1 protein-coding gene is annotated in these 20,037 nt (G+C 74.8%); it reads left to right on the top strand.

Annotation, left to right across the window (positions count from 1 at the left end):
• Positions 1-3 precede the first annotated feature (3 nt).
• Positions 4-19,956 (top strand): type I polyketide synthase, encoded by a 19,953-nt coding sequence (locus tag ACZ7OH_RS41710; RefSeq protein WP_470285976.1) that lies wholly within the window; start codon positions 4-6, stop codon positions 19,954-19,956.
• Positions 19,957-20,037 lie beyond the last annotated feature (81 nt).

Here is a 20,037-nt window from a genome sequence, read left to right as displayed (position 1 = left end):
CTGATGGACAACGAAGAAAAGCTCCGGCACTTCCTCAAGCGCGTCACCGTGGAGTTGCAGGAGACGCGCGCGAAGCTGCGGGAGGCCGAGACGGCCGACCAGGAACCGATCGCGATCGTCGGCCTCGGCTGCCGGTTCCCCGGCGGGGCGTCGACTCCGGAAGCGCTGTGGGACCTGCTTTCCGAGGGTCGCGACGCGATCACGGAGTTCCCCGGGGACCGCGGCTGGGACGTCGACCGGCTGCACGACCCGGACGGCGCCTCGCGCGGCACGTCGTACGTGCGCCACGGCGGGTTCCTGCACGACGCCGGGGACTTCGACCCGGCGTTCTTCGGCATCTCGCCCCGCGAAGCGCTGGTCATGGACCCGCAGCAGCGGCTGATGCTGGAGATCTCGTGGGAGGCGATCGAGCGCGCGGGCATCGACCCGTCGTCGCTGCGCGGCTCGTCCACCGGCGTGTTCTCCGGCACGAACTTCCAGGACTACATCCACCTCGCCGCGAGCGCGGCCGAAGGCGCCGAGGACTACCTGTCCACGGCCAACGCCTCCAGCGTCCTGTCCGGCCGCGTCGCCTACGCGCTCGGCCTCGAAGGCCCGGCGATCACCGTCGACACGGCGTGCTCGGCGTCGCTGGTCGCGATGCACCTCGCCGCGCACGCGCTGCGCCGCGGCGAATGTTCGCTGGCCCTGGCCGGCGGTGCGACCGTGATGGCCACCCCGACGTTGTTCATCGCCTTCAGCCGCCAGCGCGGGCTCGCCCCCGACGGCCGCTGCCGCTCGTTCGCCGAAGGCGCCACGGGCACCGGCTGGGGTGAAGGCGCGGGCGTGCTCGTGCTGGAACGCCTGTCCGACGCCGAGCGCAACGGCCACCGCGTCCTCGCCGTGCTACGGGGAAGCGCGGTCAACCAGGACGGCGCGTCCAACGGCCTGACCGCCCCGAGTGGCCCGGCCCAGGAGCGCGTCATCCGCGCGGCCCTCGCCGGCGCCGGGCTGACCCCGGCCGACGTCGACGCCGTCGAAGCCCACGGCACCGGCACCACCCTCGGCGACCCGATCGAGGCCCGCGCGCTGGCCGCCACCTACGGCCGCGACCGCGACGGCGGACCGCTGTGGCTCGGCTCGGTCAAGTCGAACCTCGGGCACACCCAGGCCGCCGCCGGCGTGGCCGGTGTGCTGAAGATGGTCCTGGCGCTGCAGCACGGCGTCCTGCCGGAGACGTTGGGCGTCGACGCGCCGACTTCGGCGCTCGATTGGGAGGACAGCGGGCTCGCGCTGGTCACCGGCACGCGGCCGTGGCCGGAGACCGGGCGCCTGCGGCGCGCGGGTGTCTCGTCGTTCGGGCTGAGCGGCACCAACGCGCACGTCATCCTCGAGCAGGCGCCCGCGGTCGAGGCCGTCGTCGAGCCGGCGCCGCGGGTGCCGGGGGTGCTGAACTGGCCGGTCTCCGGCAAGAACGCCGCCGGGCTGCGCGGCCAGGCCGCGCGGCTGCTGTCCGTTGTGGACGCTTCGCCGTTGGACCTCGCCTACTCCCTGGGTGTCTCCCGGGCCGCGCTGCCGCACCGCGCGGTCGTCACCGGGTCCACTGTGGACGAGCTGAGCGCCGGGCTCACCGCGCTGGCCGAGGGGAGCGGCGCGTCGGGCGTCGCGACGTCCGGGGCCATGGCGTTCCTGTTCACCGGCCAGGGCTCGCAGCGCGCCGGAATGGGCCTCGAACTGCGGGACGCCTTCCCGGTGTTCGCCGAAGCGTGGGACGCCGCGTGCGCCCACCTCGACCCGGCGCTCACCGAGATCATCCGCTCGGGCGACGGGCTCGACGACACGAAGAACGCGCAAGCCGCGCTGTTCGCCCTGGAAGTCGCGCTCTTCCGGCTCGCCGAGTCGTGGGGGCTGCGGCCGGACTACCTGCTCGGGCACTCCGTCGGCGAGATCGCCGCCGCGCACGTCGCCGGGGTGTTCTCCCTCGAGGACGCCTGCGCGCTCGTCACCGCGCGCGGCCGGCTCATGCAGGAACTGCCCGCCGGCGGCGCCATGCTCGCCGCCGAAATCACCGAAGCCGAAGCCCTCGACCTGATCACCGGCCCGGAAGTCTCACTGGCCGCGGTCAACGGGCCCGACTCCGTGGTGTTCTCCGGGGACGCCGCCGCGATCGACGCGCTGGAAGCGGCGCTGGGCGACCGGCGGACCAAGCGGCTGCGGGTCAGCCACGCCTTCCACTCGGCCCGGATGGAACCGATGCTCGGCGAGTTCGCGGCCGTCGCCCGCCGCATCTCCCTCGGCGAGGCGAAGATGCCCGTCGTGTCGAACCGCACCGGCCGCGTCGCGACCGCCGGGGAGCTGCAGGACCCGGCGTACTGGGTGTCCCACGTGCGCGACACCGTCCGGTTCGGCGACGGCGTGCGCTGGCTGGCCGAGCGGGACGTCGCCCGCTTCGTCGAACTGGGCCCCGACGGGGTGCTGTCGGCGATGGCGAGCGGCGCGGGCGACGACGTCAAGTGCGTGCCACTGCTGCGAGCCGGGCGGCCGGAAGAGCACTCCGTCGCCGCGGCGGTCGGCGCCCTGCACGTCGCGGGCGTGCCCGTGGACTGGGCCGGGTTCTACGCCGGCACCGGCGCCCGGCTGATCGACCTTCCGACGTACGCCTTCCAGCACCAGCGCTACTGGCCCGAGGCCACACCGCCGGGCGCGGCGGCGACCGACCCGGGCGGGCTCGGCCTGACCGCGGCCGGCCACCCGCTGCTCGGCGCGGCCACCGGACTGGCCGACGGCGAGGGTCACCTGTTCACCGGCCGGCTGTCCGCGGCGGCGACGCCGTGGCTGGCCGACCACGTCATCATGGGCGCGATCCTGTTGCCCGGCACGGCCTTCCTGGAACTGGCGATGCGGGCGGGCGACAGTGTCGGCTGTCCGCGCGTCGCCGAGCTGACCCTGGAAGCGCCGCTGGTCCTCCCCGAACGCGGCGGCGTCCGGCTGCAGCTGCTCGTCGGCGCGCCGGACCACGCCGGGCGGCGCTCGTTCACCGTCCACTCGCGACTCGAAGACGAACCCGAGGACACCGCCTGGGAGCGCCACGCCGGCGGGGTGCTCGCCCCCGGGACCGCGGAACCGGCGCCGCTGACGTGGCCGCCCACGGACACCGAGGAGGTCGACCTCACCGGCTTCTACGACGGCCTCGCGTCGGCCGGGTTCGGCTACGGCCCGGCGTTCCAGGGCCTGGAGCGCGTCTGGCGCCGCGGCACCGAGGTGTTCGCCGAGGTGACGCGGCCGGAGAAGGCCGGCGCGACCGACGCGTACGGCCTGCACCCGGCCGTCCTCGACGCGGCACTGCACGCGTTGGGCGCGGCGGACCGCGGCGAGGACGCGGACCGGCTGCTGCCGTTCGCGTGGTCGGGCGTCACCCTGCACGCCCCGGGCGCGTCGGCGCTGCGCGTGCGGATCGACGCGACGGACCCGGTATCGGTGGCGATCGAGGTCGCCGACACGGCGGGCAACCCGGTGGCGTCGGTGGAAGCTCTGGCGTTGCGCCCGGTCGCCGCGGGCACCGGCGCGGGCCGTAAGGCACGTCACGAATCACTGTTCACGGTGGACTGGGTCCCGGTCCCGGCGAGCGCGGCGACCGGGCCGGTGGACTGGCCCGAACTCGGCGAGGCCACCGGCACGCCGTCCCACGTCGTCTACCGGCCGACCGGCGGCGACACCCCCGAAGCCGTCCGCGAGACGCTGCGAGTAGTCCTCCACACCGTTCAGACCTGGCTCGAAGACGACCGGTTCGCCGACTCCCACCTGGTCGTCGTCGCCAGTTCCACCGCCCTCGCCACCGCCCCGATCTGGGGCCTCCTCGGCTCCGCACAGGCGGAACAACCCGGCCGCCTCACGCTCGTCGATCTCGAAGACGATGCCGACCTGCTCGGTGCCGCCGTTGCGCTCGGCGAACCCAAGGTCGTCGTCCGCGACGGAAAACTGCACGTCCCGCGGCTCGGCCGGGCCGCCGTCGCGCCCGCCGCCGAAGGCCGCTTCGACGGCACCGTCCTGATCACCGGCGGCCTCGGCGGCCTGGGTTCGCACCTGGCCCGCCACCTCGTCACCGAGCACGGCGCCCGCCGGCTCCTGCTGCTGGGCCGCCGCGGCCCGGACACCCCGGGCGCGGCCGAGCTGATCGCCGAGCTGGGCATCGACGCCACCGCCATCGCCTGCGACGTCACCGACCGCGAAGCGCTGGCCGCGGTCTTCGCCGAGCACGAGGTCACCGCCGTCGTGCACACCGCCGGTGTCCTCGGCGACGCCACCTTCGGGTCGCTGACCGACGACCAGCTCGACGCCGTCCTGCGGCCTAAGGTCGACGCCGCCTGGCACCTCCACGAACTGGCCGAGAACGCCGAGACCTTCGTGCTGTTCTCCTCCGTCGCCGGGGTCTTCGGCGCGGCCGGGCAGAGCAACTACGCCGCCGGCAACGCCTTCCTCGACGCGCTCGCCGCCCACCGGCGAGCGCACGGCCTGCCCGCCGCCAGCCTCGCCTGGGGCGCGTGGGAGACCGGCATGGCCGGCACCCTCACCGACGCCGACCTCGACCGGATGACCCGGGCCGGCACCCCGCCGCTGGCCCTCGACCAGGGGCTGAGCCTGTTCGACGCCGCGCTCGGCGCCGACGACGCCCTGCTCGCACCGGTCCGGCTCGACCTCGACACGCTGTCGGCCGCCCCCGAGGTACCTCCGCTGCTGCGCCGCTTGGTCCGCGGTACCACCCGCCGCCGTGCCCGCGCCGACTCCGGCCTCACCGCCCGCCTCGCCGGGCTGGCCCCGGCCGACCGGCAGCGCGCGCTCGTCGACCTCGTGCGCACGCACGTCGTGGCCCTGCTCGGCTACAGCTCGATCGGCCAGGTCGAGCCCGGGCAGTCCTTTTCGGACCTCGGCTTCGACTCGCTGTCGGCGGTCGAGCTGCGCAACGCCGTCCAGGCCGACACCGGCCTGCGCCTGCCCGCGACGCTCGTCTTCGACTACCCGACGGTGCTGGCCCTGGCCCGCCACCTGCACGACGAGCTGGTCGGCACCCTCGAAACGGTCCACGCCCCGGCGCGCACGACCCCGGTCGAGGACGACCCGGTCGTCATCGTGTCCATGGGCTGCCGCTACCCGGGCGGCATCACCTCGCCCGACGAGCTGTGGGACTTCGTGCTCGGCGACGGTGACGGCGTCTCCCGCTTCCCGGGCGACCGCGGCTGGCCGGTCGACGCGCTCTACCACCCGGACCCCGAGCACGCGGGCACCAGCTACACCCGCGAAGGCGGCTTCCTCGACGACGTCGCCGGGTTCGACCCCGGCTTCTTCGGCATCTCCCCGCGTGAGGCCCTGGCGATGGACCCGCAGCAGCGTCAGCTGCTCGAGACGTCGTGGGAAGCCTTGGAGCGAGCGGGAATCCGGCCCGAGACCCTGCGCGGCAGCCGCACCGGCGTCTACGCGGGCATCATGTACCACGACTACCTCGGCGCGAACGTCGAGTTCCCGGCCGACTCGCTCGGCTACCTCGGCACCGGCAACGCCGGCAGCGTGCTGTCCGGGCGCCTGTCGTACGTGTTCGGCCTGGAAGGGCCGTCGGTCACCGTCGACACGGCGTGCTCGTCGTCGCTGGTCGCGCTGCACATGGCCGCGACCGCGCTGCAACGCGGCGAGTGCGAGCTGGCCCTGGCCGGCGGCGTCACCGTCATGGCCACGCCCGGCACGTTCATCGACTTCAGCCGCCAGCGCGGCCTCGCCGCCGACGGCCGCTGCAAGTCCTACGCCGACGCCGCCGACGGGGTCGGCTGGTCCGAAGGTGTCGGCGTCCTGGTCCTGGAACGGCTGTCCGACGCTCGCCGCAACAACCACCCGGTCCTGGCCGTGGTCCGCGGGTCCGCGGTCAATTCCGACGGCGCGTCCAACGGCCTGACCGCCCCGAACGGCCCGTCGCAGCAGCGCGTGATCCGCCAGGCCCTCGCGGCCTCGGGTCTGTCCACCGCGGACGTCGACGTCGTCGAAGGGCACGGCACCGGCACCACACTGGGGGACCCGATCGAAGCCCAGGCCTTGCTCGCCACCTACGGGCAGGACCGCGAAGAGTTCCGGCCGCTCCTGCTCGGCTCGATCAAGTCGAACCTCGGCCACACGCAGGCCGCCGCGGGCGTCGCGGGTGTGATCAAGTCGGTCTACGCGCTGCGTGCCGGCGTCGTGCCGAAGACCCTGCACGTCGACACACCGTCGTCCCATGTGGACTGGACCGCGGGTGACATCGAGCTGGTCACGGCGACCCGGCCGTGGCCGGAGACCGGCAAGCCGCGCCGCGCGGCCGTGTCGTCGTTCGGCATCAGCGGCACCAACGCCCACGTCGTGCTGGAACAGGCCCCGGCCGCCGAGCCCGCCGCCGCGCCGGCCGGCCGGACGACGCCGTGGCTGCTGTCCGCGCGCACGCCGGAAGCCCTGCGGGCGCAGGCGAGCCGGCTGCTGGCCCTGGACCCGGGCGACGTCGCCTGGTCCCTGGCCACGACGCGCACCACGTTCGAGCACCGTGCCGTCCTGACCGGCGACCCGCTCACCGCGCTCGCCGCCCTCGCCGCGGGCACCGACGCGCCCGGACTGGCCGTCGGCGAAGCGGCTTCCGGCGTCCGGACGGCCTTCGTGTTCACCGGCCAGGGTGCCCAGCGCGCCGGGGCGGGCCGCGAGCTGTACGAGCGGTTCCCGGTGTTCGCCACCGCGCTCGACGAGGTCTGCGCGCACTTCGACCCCTCGCTGCGGGAGCGGATGTTCGACGCCGACGCGTCGCTGGAGTCGACCGACATCGCGCAGCCGGCGTTGTTCGCGATCGAGGTCGCGCTGTTCCGGCTCGTGCGCGCGTGGGGCGTCACGCCGGATCTGCTGCTCGGCCACTCGATCGGCGAGCTGGCCGCGGCGCACGTCGCCGGGGCCTTTTCCCTCGAGGACGCGTGCCGGCTGGTCGCCGCGCGCGGCCGGCTGATGGCCGCGCTGCCCGCCGGCGGCGCGATGGTCGCCGTCAACGCGCCGGAAGCCGTCGTCGCCGAGGCCCTGACCGACCGGGTGTCGATCGCCGCGGTCAACGGTCCGGAGTCCGTGGTCATCTCCGGAGACGCGGACGCCGTCACGGAGATCGCCGCCGCGTTCGCCGCCGACGGGCACCGCACCCGCCGCCTCGACGTCAGCCACGCCTTCCACTCGCCGCTGATGGACCCGATGCTCGACGACTTCCGCGCCGTCGCGGAGACCATCGAGTACGCGCCCGCGGACCTGCCGGTGGTGTCGAACCTGACCGGTGCCGTCGCGGGTGACGAACTGTCCACGGCGGACTACTGGGTCCGGCACGTCCGCGGCGCCGTCCGGTTCGCCGACGGTCTCTCGACGCTGGTCGCGGACGGCGTCACGGCGTTCCTCGAGCTGGGCCCGGCGGGGGTGCTCAGCGCGCTCGCCGCGGAAACCCTGCCGCCCGAGGCGCTCGCCGTGCCGTGCCTGCGCCGCGACCGCGACGAGGACGGCTCGGTCCTCGACGCCCTGACCGCCCTGCACCTGCACGGCGTCGAGCTCGACTGGGCGTCCTACCTGGACGGTGGCCGGGCGGTCGAACTGCCGACGTACGCGTTCCAGCACGAACGGTTCTGGCCTCGCGTCGCGCTGCTGACCGGCGGCGCCGGTCTCGACGCCGTCGCCCACCCGCTGCTCAGCGGCGGTATCGAGCTGCCCGAGTCCGGTGGTTTCCTCTACACCGCACGGCTTTCGCTCGCGTCGCACCCGTGGCTGGCCGGCCACCGGATCGCCGGCTCCCTGTTGCTGCCCGGCACCGCGCTCCTGGAGCTGGCCGCCGCGGCCGGCGAGCAGGCCGGTTGCCCGGTGGTCGGTGAGCTGACCCTCGAAGCCCCGCTGGTCCTGGGCGACAAGACCGGCACGCACGTCCAGATCGCCGTCGGCGCCCCGGGCGAGGACGGCGAACGCCCGATCTCGATCTACTCGCGCCGCGAGGACGCCCCCGACGAGCTGTGGACCCGGCACGCCGGCGGCGCGCTGGTCACCACCGGCGAACCCGCGGCGCCGGTCACCCGGCCCGCCGAAGCCACGGAAATCGACCTCGACGGCCTCTACGACCGGTTCGCCGACCAGGGTTTCGAGTACGGCCCGGCCTTCCGTGGCCTGACCGCCGCCTGGCAGCGCGGTGAGGACGTCTACGCCGAGGTCGAGCTGCCCGAGGACGAACCCGCCGATGCGTTCGGCCTGCACCCGGCGCTGCTCGACGCGTGCCTGCACGCCACGTCGTTCAGCCCCGCCGTGCGGCCGGGCGCGCTGCCGTTCTCGTGGGAGGGCGTCACGGTCCACGCTTCGGGCGCGACCGCGGTGCTGCTGCGCGTTTCGCCTGCCGGGGACGACGCCGTCACGCTGCACGTCACCGACCTCGACGGCGAGCCCGTCGCGACCGTGCGATCGCTGGTGTTGCGTCCCCAGTCCGCGGCCCCCGCGGTGGACCGCGACTCGCTGTTCCAGCTCGACTGGACCCCGATCGCCGTCGGCGCGCCCGAAACCGGCGCGGTGACCGTCGTCGGCGTCGACCCGCTCGGCGTGGCCGGTGTCTTCCCGGCCGCCCAGCGCCTTTCCGGACCGACGGAAGCCGAAGCGGGGGTCGTCCTCTGGCCGATCGCCTCCGACGAGATGGCCGAAGCCGTCCGGGAAACCCACGAACTCACCACGCACGTGCTGGGCCTGCTGCAGGACTGGCTGGCCGACGAGCGGTACGCGGCCGCGCGGCTCGTGCTCGTCACCCGCGGCGCCACGACCGGCGCCGACCTGCCCGCGGCCGCTGTCTGGGGCCTGGTCCGCACCGCGCAGGTCGAGCACCCGGGCCGCGTCGCGCTCATCGACCTCGACGGCACCGAGGCGTCCCTGGCCGCGCTGCCGGTCGCACTCGCCGCCGGCGAACCCCAGCTCACGCTGGTCAACGGCGAACCCCGCGCCGCCCGCCTCACCCGCGCCGACCCGGAGCTTTCACGTGAAAGCTGGAACCCGGACGGGACCGTCCTCATCACCGGTGGCACCGGCGGGCTCGGGGGGCTGCTGGCCCGGCACCTGGTCATCGCGCACGGAGCGCGGAACCTGCTGCTGGTCAGCCGGCGCGGCCCGGCCGCCGACGGCGCGACCGAGCTGGCGGCCGACCTCACCGAGGCCGGCGCGCACGTCGAGGTCAAGGCGTGCGACATCGCCGACCGCGACGCCCTGCGGGCCCTGCTCGACGACGTCTCGCCCGAGCACCCGCTCACCGCGGTCGTGCAGACCGCGGGCGTCCTCGACGACGGCGTCCTCGGCTCGCTGACGCCCGAACGGCTCGCCACCGTGCTGCGCCCCAAGGTCGACGCGGCCTGGAACCTGCACGAGCTGACCCGCGACCTCGCCCTCAAGGCGTTCGTCTCGTTCTCCTCGGTCGCCGGCACCTTCGGGGGCGCCGGGCAGGCGAACTACGCCGCGGCCAACGCGTTCCTCGACGCGCTCGCCCTGCACCGCCGCGGACTCGGGCTCCCGGCGCAGTCGCTCGGCTGGGGTCCGTGGGCCGCGGCCACCGGCATGACCCGGACGCTCGGCGAAGCCGACTTCGAGCGAATGGCCCGGCTCGGCATGCCCGTGCTGCAGCCCGAGCAGAGCATCCGGCTCTTCGACCGCGCGCTCACCACCGACCGCGCGGTGCTGCTGCCGGTCCGCCTCGACCTCCCGGTGATCCGGACGCAGCCGGAAATCCCGCCGCTGCTGCGCGGCCTGGTCCGCGTGACCGGTCGCAAGCAGGCCGGCCGCGGGTCCGCCGGACTGCTCCGCCGCCTGGCCGGATCGACGCCGGACGAGCGCGCCGAAGCGGTACTGACGCTGGTGCGCGAACAGGTCGCGCTGGTCCTCGGGCACACCGACGCGACGGCCGTTTCGGCCACGAAGACGTTCCAGGACCTGGGTTTCGACTCGCTGACCGCGGTCGACCTGCGCAACAAGCTGACCGCCGCGTCCGGCGTCGCGCTGCCGGCCACGACGGTGTTCGACTACCCGACCGCCACCGCACTGGGGCGCCACCTGCTCGAGCAGCTGGGCGACGGCGACGGCGCCCGCGTGGACGTCGCGCCGGTGACCGCCGTGGTCGCCGACGAGCCGATCGCCATCGTCGCGATGAGCTGCCGCTACCCGGGCGGCGTCACCACGCCCGAGCAGCTCTGGGAGCTGGTCAGCGGCGGCGCCGACGCCATCACCGAGTTCCCGGACGACCGCGGCTGGGACGTCGACGCCCTCTACGACCCCGACCCGGACCACCCGGGCACGTCCTACACCCGGCACGGCGGCTTCCTGCACGACGCGGCCGAGTTCGACGCCGCGTTCTTCGGGATGAGCCCGCGCGAAGCGGTCGCCACCGACACACAGCAGCGGCTACTGCTCGAAGTCTCGTGGGAGGCGTTCGAGCGGGCCGGCCTCGACCCGCGCTCCCTGCGCGGCAGCCGCACCGGTGTGTTCGCCGGCGTGATGTACAACGACTACAACAGCCTGGTCGCGGGCGCGGACCTGGAGGCCTACCAGGGCAACGGCAGCGCGGGCAGCGTCGCCTCCGGCCGCGTCGCGTACGTGCTCGGGCTGGAAGGCCCGGCCGTCACGGTCGACACGGCGTGCTCGTCGTCGCTGGTGGCGCTGCACTGGGCGGCGCAGGCACTGCGGTCGGGGGAGTGTTCGCTGGCGCTCGCCGGCGGTGTCACGGTGATGTCGACGCCGGGCACGTTCGTCGGGTTCTCGCGCCAGCGCGGGCTGTCCCCGGACGGCCGCTGCAAGTCCTTCGGCGACAGCGCCGACGGGGTCGGCTGGTCCGAAGGCGCCGGCATGCTTCTGCTGGAACGGTTGTCCGACGCCCAGCGCAACGGCCACCCTGTCCTCGCCGTGGTCCGCGGGTCCGCGGTGAACTCCGACGGCGCGTCCAACGGCCTGACCGCCCCGAACGGGCCGTCGCAGCAACGCGTGATCCGGCAGGCACTTTCGGTGGCCGGACTGTCCACTTCGGACGTCGACGTCGTCGAAGGGCACGGCACCGGCACCACGCTGGGCGACCCGATCGAGGCCCAAGCCCTGCTGGCCACCTACGGTCAGGAACGCGAGACACCATTGCTGCTCGGCTCGGTGAAGTCGAACATCGGCCACACGCAGGCCGCCGCCGGCGTCGCCGGGATCATCAAGATGGTCGCCGCGCTGCAGCACGGCGTGGTCCCGCCGTCCCTGCACGCCGGCGAAGTGTCTTCGCACGTCGACTGGGCGTCCGGGGACGTCGAGGTCGTCACCGAGAACCGGCCGTGGCCGGAGTCGGGGCGCGTGCGGCGCGCGGCGGTCTCGTCGTTCGGCATCAGCGGCACCAACGCCCACACGATCATCGAACAGGCTCCCGCGGCGACGCTCGGTGAGGCGCCGCCGGACGCCGGGGTCGTGCCGTGGCCGCTCTCGGCCACCACCGAACGCGCGCTGCGCGAACAGGCCGCGCGGCTGACCGGTCTCGACGTCAACCGAGTGGACGCCGGCCACACCCTGGCCACCGGCCGGACCGCGTTCGACCACCGCGCGGTGGTCCTGTCGGAGCACCGCGCCGAGCTGGCGGCGGCGCTCGACGCGCTGGCCGCCGGTGAAGCCCACCCGGCCGTCGTCACCGGGCGCGTCGCCGAGTCGGCGAAGCTCGCCGCGTTGTTCGCCGGGCAGGGCGCTCAGCGGCTCGGGATGGGCCGCCACCTTTACGCGCGCTACCCGGTGTTCGCGCAGGCCTGGGACGCGACAGCCGAGCAGCTTCCCGGCGAGTGGGCCGGGATCGTCTGGGGCGAGGACTCCCGCCGGCTGGCCGACACGGCCTCCGCGCAGCCGGCGCTGTTCGCGCTGGAAGTCGCGCTCTTCCGGCTGTTCGGGTCCTGGGGCGTGCGGCCCGATTACGTGCTCGGGCACTCGGTCGGCGAGATCGCGGCCGCGCACGTCGCGGGCGTGCTGTCGCTGGCCGGCGCCTGCACGCTGGTGCGGGCGCGCGCCGAGCTGATGGGCGCGCTGCCGGCCGGGGGCGCGATGGTGTCCGTCCGGGCGACCGAGGAGGAAGTCCGGCCGCTGCTGGACGACGACGTCGCCCTCGCCGCGATCAACGGCCCGGACGCGATCGTGCTCGCCGGCGCCGAAGAGGCCGTGCTCGCGGTCGCGGCCCGGTTCGAGAAGACCAAGCAGCTGACCGTGTCGCATGCGTTCCACTCGCCGCTGATGGACCCGATGCTCGACGAGTTCCGCGCCGTGGCGGCCGGGCTGACGTACGAGGCGCCGCGGATCCCGGTGGTCTCGACGGTCACCGGCGCGCTCGTCACGGACTTCTCCGCCGAGCACTGGGTCGACAACGTGCGGAACACGGTCCGGTTCACCGACGGCGTGACCGCGCTGCACGAGCACGGCGTCCGCGTGTTCGCCGAGTTCGGCCCGGACGGCGTCCTCTCCGCCATGACCGCAGGCACCCTCGACGACGCGACCACGGTTCCGTTGCTGCGCAAGGAAACGCCCGAGCCGCGCGCCGCGCTGTCGGGGCTGGCGGGGCTGCACGTCACGGGCGTCCGGGTCGACTGGCCCGCGGTGCTGCCGGGCGGGCGGCACGTGGAGCTGCCGACGTACGCGTTCCAGCGCGAGCGGTTCTGGCCGCGGGGCGGCGCGACCCCGCGCGGCGACGCGACGGCCGCGGGCCTGGGCGTCGGCGGGCACCCGATGGTCGGCGCCGTGGTGCGCCCGGCCGGATCGGGCGAGGTGCTGCTGACGAGCCGATTGTCGGTCTCGGTCCACCCGTGGCTGCGCGGGCACGTCGTCGGTGGCGCGGTCGTGCTGCCCGGCACGGTGTTCGCGGAGCTGGCGCTGCGGGCCGGGGACGAAGCCGGGACGCCGTGCCTGGACGACCTGACCTTGGAAGCGCCGCTGGTGCTGCCCGAGCGGGGCGGCGTCCAGCTGCAGCTGCGCGCGTCGGCGCCGCGTGAGGACGGGCGCCGGACGCTGACTGTCCACTCGCGACCGGAAGACGGCGACGACCACACGTGGGTCCAGCACGCGACCGGCGTGCTCGGCCCGCAGCGCCCGGCAGTCGCGTTCGACGCGGCTTGGCCGCCCGCCGGCACCCCGCTGGACCTGTCGGACCACTACGAGCGGCTGGCCGAGGGCGGACTGTCCTACGACGGCACGTTCCGCGGCTTGCGGGCGGCGTGGCAGTCGGACGACGCGGTGTTCGCCGAGGTCGCGCTGCCCGCGGACGACGCGGGCGAAGCGCGTGCGTTCGGCCTGCACCCGGCGCTGTTCGACGCCTGCCTGCACGCGATCGGCCTGCTCGGCGGCGAAGCCGGACTGCCGTTCGCGTGGGAAGGCGTGCAGCTGCACGCCACCGGGGCGGCGTCGGTCCGGGTGCGCATTTCCCGCGGCGGGTCGGGGGTTTCCCTCGCGATCGCGGACCCGTCCGGCGCGCCGGTGGCCGAGGTGGCGACGCTGCGTCTGCGGCAGCCGACGGAGATCCGCCAGGTGAGCCAGGAGCACCTGTACCGGCTCACGTGGACCCCCCTGGTCGCGGAACCTCAGGGGCTCGCGGGCGTCGGAGTGCTCGGCTCGACCGCACTGCTTCCCGGCGCGGAGTCCTTCGCCGACCTGGAAGCCGCGGCCACCACCGCACCCGGCCTGGTCGTCCTTCCGGTGCTCGACCCGCTCGGTGCCGACCCCGCGGCAGCAGCGCTCGAGGTCACCACTCGGGTTCTGGACCTGCTCCAGCGCTGGCTCGCCGACGACCGCCTCCGGGATACCCGCTTGGCCGTCGTCACCCGTGACGCCACCGAAGGCAACCCGGTCGCCGCCGCGGTGTGGGGCATGGTGCGTTCCGCCCAGGCCGAACACCCGGGCCGGGTCACGCTGGTCGACCTCGACGGCACCGGCGAGCACCTGGCCGCCGCCCTCGCAGCCGACGAACCGCAGGTCGCGGTCAAGAACGGCCGGGTGCACGGCGGCCGCCTCGCCCGCGTCGTGGCGGAGCTTTCACGTGCAACCTCCCACCACGGGCACGAGCTTTCACGTGAAAGCCCGGGCTGGGATCCGGACGGGACTGTGCTCATCACCGGCGGCACCGGCGGCTTGGGCGCGGTCTTCGCCCGGCACCTCGCCGCCGAGCACGGGATGCGCCGGCTGCTGCTGGTCAGCCGCAGCGGGGGAGACCCGGCCGAGGTCGCGACGCTCGTCGCGGAGCTCGCCGCGCACGGAACCGAAGCCACCGCCGCCGCTTGCGACATCGCCGACCGGGACGCCCTCCGGGCCCTCCTGGACGGCCTCGAGCACCCGGTGACCGCCGTCGTGCACAGCGCCGGTGTCGTCGACGACGGCGTGCTGGACTCGCAGACCCCGGAGAGCTTCGAGCGCGTCCTGCGGCCCAAGGTCGCCGGCGCCTGGAACCTCCACGACCTGACGCGCGACCTCCGGTCGTTCGTGGTGTTCTCCTCGGTCGCCGGCACCGTCGGCACCGCGGGCCAGGCGAACTATGCCGCCGCCAACGCCTTCCTCGACGCCCTCGCGCGGCATCGTCACAGCGAAGGACTGCCCGCCACCTCGCTCGCGTGGGGCCCGTGGGCGACCGGCAGCGGCATGACCAGCACGTTGTCCGAAGCCGACCTCGCCCGCATGGCGCGGGCCGGCACGCCGGCCATCCCGGCCGAACTGGGCACGGCGCTCTTCGACGCCGCGCTCACCGCGGGCGTCCCGGACGTCGCGCCGGTCCGGCTCGACCTGCCGGTGCTGCGTGCGCTGGGCGACGTGCCGCCGGTGCTGCGCGGCCTGATCCGCGTCCCGCTCAAGCGGTCCGCGACGGGCGGCGAAGCGGCCGTCGGGCTGGTCCAGCGCCTCGGCGCCCTCGATGCGGCCGGGCGCACCCGGGCCGTCCGCGACCTCGTGACCACCCAGGTCGCGCAGGTCCTCGGGCACGCCGACGGTGGCGCGATCGACGCGGGCCAGACGTTCCAGCAGCTCGGCTTCGACTCCCTGACCGCCCTCGAACTGCGCAACCGGCTCGACGGCGCCGCCGGCGTCCGGCTCGGCGCGACCGCGGTGTTCGACTACCCGACCGTCGCCGCGCTGGGCGAGCACCTCCTGGAGGCGCTGCTCGGCTCCGGCGCGGTCACCGACGAGACTCCGGTGACCGCCGCGGTGGCGGGCGACCCGATCGTCATCGTCGGGATGAGCTGCCGGTTCCCGGGCGGCGTCGAGTCGCCCGAGGACCTCTGGCGGCTGCTCACCGAGGAACGCGACGCCATCACGGCGTTCCCGGCCAACCGCGGCTGGGACGTCGCGTCGCTCTACCACCCGGACCCCGACCACCCGGGCACGACCTACACCCGCGAGGGCGGGTTCCTGCACGCCGCGGGGGAGTTCGACCCCGAGTTCTTCGGGATGAACCCGCGCGAGGCGCTGGCCACCGACGCGCAGCAGCGGCTGCTGCTGGAAACCGGCTGGGAGGCCGTCGAACGCGCGGGCATGGACCCGGCCGGGTTGCGCGGCAGCCGCACCGGCGTGTTCGTCGGTGTCATGTACAACGACTACGGCCTGACGCTCGACCACCTGGCCGACACCGACGGCTACGAGAGCAACGGCAGCTCCCCGAGCGTCGCCTCGGGCCGCGTCGCCTACACGTTCGGCTTCGAAGGCCCGACGCTGACCGTCGACACGGCCTGCTCGTCGTCGCTGGTCACGCTGCACCTGGCCGCACAGGCGCTGCGCAACGGGGAATGCGAGCTGGCCCTGGCCGGCGGCGTGACGGTGATGGCGACGCCGGGCACGTTCGTCGGCTTCAGCCGCCAGCGCGGGCTCGCGCCGGACGGGCGCTGCAAGGCGTTCTCCGACGACGCCGACGGCCTGGGCTTCGCCGAAGGCGTCGGCATGCTGGTGCTGGAACGGCAGTCCGACGCGCTGCGCAACGGTCACGAGATCCTCGCCGTCGTCCGCGGGTCCGCGGTCAACTCCGACGGCGCGTCGAACGGCCTCACCGCGCCGAACGGGCCGTCGCAGCAACGCGTGATCCGCCAAGCGCTCGCAGCGTCCGGTCTGTCCACTTCGGACATCGACACGGTTGAGGCGCACGGCACCGGCACCGCTCTCGGCGACCCGATCGAAGCCCAGGCGCTCATCGCCACCTACGGCCGCGACCGGGAGACGCCGCTGCCGATCGGCTCGGTGAAGTCCAACATCGGGCACACCCAGGCCGCCGCAGGTGTCGCCGGGATCATCAAGATGGTCCTCGCGATGCGCCACGGCGTGCTGCCGCGGTCGCTGCACACGGCCACCCGCTCGGCCCACGTGGACTGGGACGACAGCGGCGTCGAGGTGCTGTCGGCGGCCCGGCCGTGGCCGGAGACCGGCCGCGTGCGCCGCGCGGCGGTGTCGTCGTTCGGCATCAGCGGCACCAACGCCCACGCCGTGCTCGAAGCCGGCCCGGCGCCGGTGCCCGCGCCGGAACCGGCGCACCGGCCCTCGACCGTGCCGTGGGTGCTGTCCGGCCGCACCGCCGGCGCCCTGCGCGGCCAGGCCGAACGGCTGCTCGCGCACCTCACCGACCAGGACGTCGCCGCGGTCGGGCGGGCACTGGCGGGCCGGACGGCGTTCGCGCACCGGGCCGTGCTCGTCGGCGAAGACCGGGCCGGGCTCACCGCCGCGCTCACCGCGGTGGCGGCGGGCGAGGCGGCGCCGGACGTCGTGACCGGCCGGGCGTTCGGCACGCGCACCCCGGCGTTCGTCTTCCCCGGGCAGGGCTCGCAGTGGGCGGGGATGGCCAAGGACCTGCTGGCCGCGTCACCGGTGTTCGTCGCGACGATGGCCGAGTGCGCCGCCGCGCTGGCGGAGTTCGTCGACTGGTCCCTGTTCGACGTGCTCGACGACGCCGAAGCCCTGGAAGAGGTCGACATCGTCCAGCCGGCGCTGTGGGCGGTGATGGTGTCGCTCGCCGCGCTGTGGCGCGAGTTCGGCGTCGAACCGGCTGCGGTCGCCGGGCACTCGCAGGGCGAGATCGCCGCCGCCTGCGTCGCGGGCGGGCTTTCCCTTCAGGATGGTGCGCGCATCGTCGCGCTGCGCAGCCGCTTGATCCGGCAGAAGCTGGCGCGCACCGGCGTGATGCTCTCGGTGGTCGCCCCGGCCGACGACGTCCGCGCGCTCGCCGGCGACGACATCTCGATCGCCGCGGTGAACGGCCCCAAGCTGGTCACGGTCTCCGGTGACGAGGCGGCGATGGCGAAGCTGGAGAGGAAGCTCTCGGCCGCCGGCATGATGCGCTGGCGCCTGGCCGGGGTGAACTTCGCCGCGCACTCGCCTCAGGTCGAGCTGCTCGAAGCCGACCTGCTGGAGCTGCTCGAGCCGGTGCGCCCGCGCGGCTCGGCGGTGCCGTTCTACTCGTCGGTGACCGGCGGGCTGCTCGACACCGCGGAGCTGGACGCCCGGTACTGGTACCGGAACCTGCGCCAGACCGTGCTGTTCGGGGAAGCGGCCGACGCGATGGTGGCCGGCGGGGCGAGCGCGTTCGTCGAGCCCAGCCCGAACCCGGTCCTGAAGATGGCGCTCGAGCAGACCATGGACCGCACCGGCGAGCCGCTGGTGTTCCAGGAAACCCTGCACACCGGCGAAGGCGACTGGCGCCGGATGGTCACCGCGGTCGCCGGGGCGCACGCCCAGGGCGTCACGATCGACTGGACGGCCTTCTACACCCGCGCCGGTGTCACCGCGCGCGTGCCGCTGCCGACGTATGCCTTCCAGCGCAAGAACTACTGGCCCGAGCCGGCGCCGCAGGCCGCGCCCGCAGGCGGGGAAAGCGCCGCCGACGCGCGCCTGTGGGGCATGGTCGCGGCGACCGACGGCGAGGTGCTGGCCTCGGCGCTGGAGGTCGACCGGGCCGCGCTGGACGCGGTGCTGCCCGCGCTCAAGTCGTGGCGGGAGAAGCTGCGCACCGAGGCCGCGATCGACCGCTGGTGGTACCGCATCGACTGGACGCCGTTGAGGCCGCCGGCGGGCACCGCCGAGCCGGGCCGCTGGCTGGCAGTCGTCCCCGAGGACGGTGACGACTGGAGCGCGAAGGTGCTCGGCGCGCTGCCCGGCGACGTCACCGTGCTGACGGTGACCGATCCCGACCCGGGTGCGCTGGCCAGCCGCATCGGCGAGCTGCCAAGGCCGTTCGACGGCGTCGTTTCGCTGCTCGCGCTGAGCACCCGGCCGATCGAGGCGGCGCCGACCACCCCGCCGGGCATCGTGCTCACCGCGGTCCTGGTCCAAGCGCTCGCCCGGGCCGGAATCGAAGCCAAGCTGTGGTGCCTGACCCGCGAAGCCCTCCCGATCGCGGGGCAGCACGCGGCGGCGGACACCGTCGGGCAGGCGGCGGTCTGGGGCTTCGGCCGCACCGTCGCGCTGGAACGGGCGGCCGCGTGGGGCGGGCTCGTGGAGCTGCCCACCGAACCCGGCGAGGCCGACCTGCGGCACCTGCCGCACGTGCTGGCCGGGATCGACGGCGAAGACCAGGTCGCGCTGCGCGACGGCCGGCTGCTCGGCCGGCGGCTGCGCCGCACGACGGCGGCCGAGACCCCGACGGTCACCCCGGCGCTGGCTGGGCCGGGCACAGTGCTGATCACTGGCGGCACGGGCGCCCTCGGCGTCGAGACGGCGCGCTGGCTGGCCGGGGCCGGCGTCCGGCGCCTGGTGCTGACCAGCCGCCGCGGCCCCGACGCGCCGGGCGCGGCCGAGCTGGTCGAGGAGCTGACCGCGCGCGGCGCCGAGGTGTCGGTGGTGGCGTGCGACGTTGCCGACCGCGCCCAGGTGGCCGCGGTGCTGGCGGCGATCCCCGAGTCGGACCCGCTGCGCGGTGTTGTGCACGCCGCGGGCGTCGCCCAGGACGGCGCCGACGTCGTCGCGCTGACCCTGGAAGAGGTCGAAGGCGTCCTGAAGTCCAAAGTAGAGGGTGCGCGGCACCTGGACGAGCTCGTGGGCGAGCGGGAGCTGGACTTCTTCGTGCTGTACTCGTCGGTGTCGGGCATGCTCGGCAGCGGCAAGCTCAGCGCGTACGCCGCCGCGAACGCCTACCTCAACGCGCTGGCCGAAGACCGCGAGCGGCGCGGGCTGGCGGGCGTGTCGATCGGCTGGGGCGTGTGGGGCGAGGCCGGCATGGCCCTGCAGGGCGACATGTTGGAGCACATGCAGCGTCACGGCCTGGTGCCGCTGGTGCCGGCGGAGGCGATGGTCGCGTTCGGCCGCGCCCTCGGCGTCCGCGGGTCGGTGCTGGCGGCCGACTTCGACTGGAACCGCTTCGCGCAGACGTTCACGCTGCCCCGCGAGAGCGCGCTGCTGAGCGAGCTGCCCGAGGTCCGCGAGGCCCTGTCGGCGGCGGGCTCGGAGCGGGACGCGGTGGTCGCCGAGGCGACGTTGCACGAGGAGCTGGCGGGCCTGGACCCGGCGGAGCGGCGCGACGCGTTGCTGGCACTGGTCCGCGCGGTCGCGGCCGAGCTGCTCGGCTACGGCGAAGCGGGCGACATCGAGCCGTCGCTGGCGTTCCGGGAGATGGGCGTCGACTCGCTGGCCGCGGTGGAGGTTCGCAACCTCCTGGGCGAGCGCACCGGCCTGCGGCTGCCGTCGACACTGGTGTTCGACCACCCGACGGCCCAGGCGGTGGCGAACCACCTGCACCGCGAGCTGTTCGGCGACGAGGCCGACGCCCCGGCGTCGGCGGCGGAGGCCCGCGTCCGGAAGTTCCTGGCATCGGTCTCGTTCGACCAGCTGCGCTCGCTGGGCCTGATGGACCTGCTGTCGGAGGCGGCGGAGCGGGCGGACCGCCCGCAGGAGGCCGCCCCCGAGTCCGAGGACGGCGACGTCGGCGACATGGACGCGGACGACCTGGTCCGCTTCGTCCTGGGCGGCGACCAGGACTGACCCCCGGCAAGCGCCCCAAGGGCGGCCTTCGGTGCGTCAGACGCACCGAAGGCCGCCTTGGGTGTGTGAGACGCAACCAAG

The organism is Amycolatopsis sp. NPDC114478 (assembly GCF_055633805.1).
Note: the sequence above shows the minus strand (reverse complement) of the source record. Positions and strands in the feature narration are given on the sequence as shown.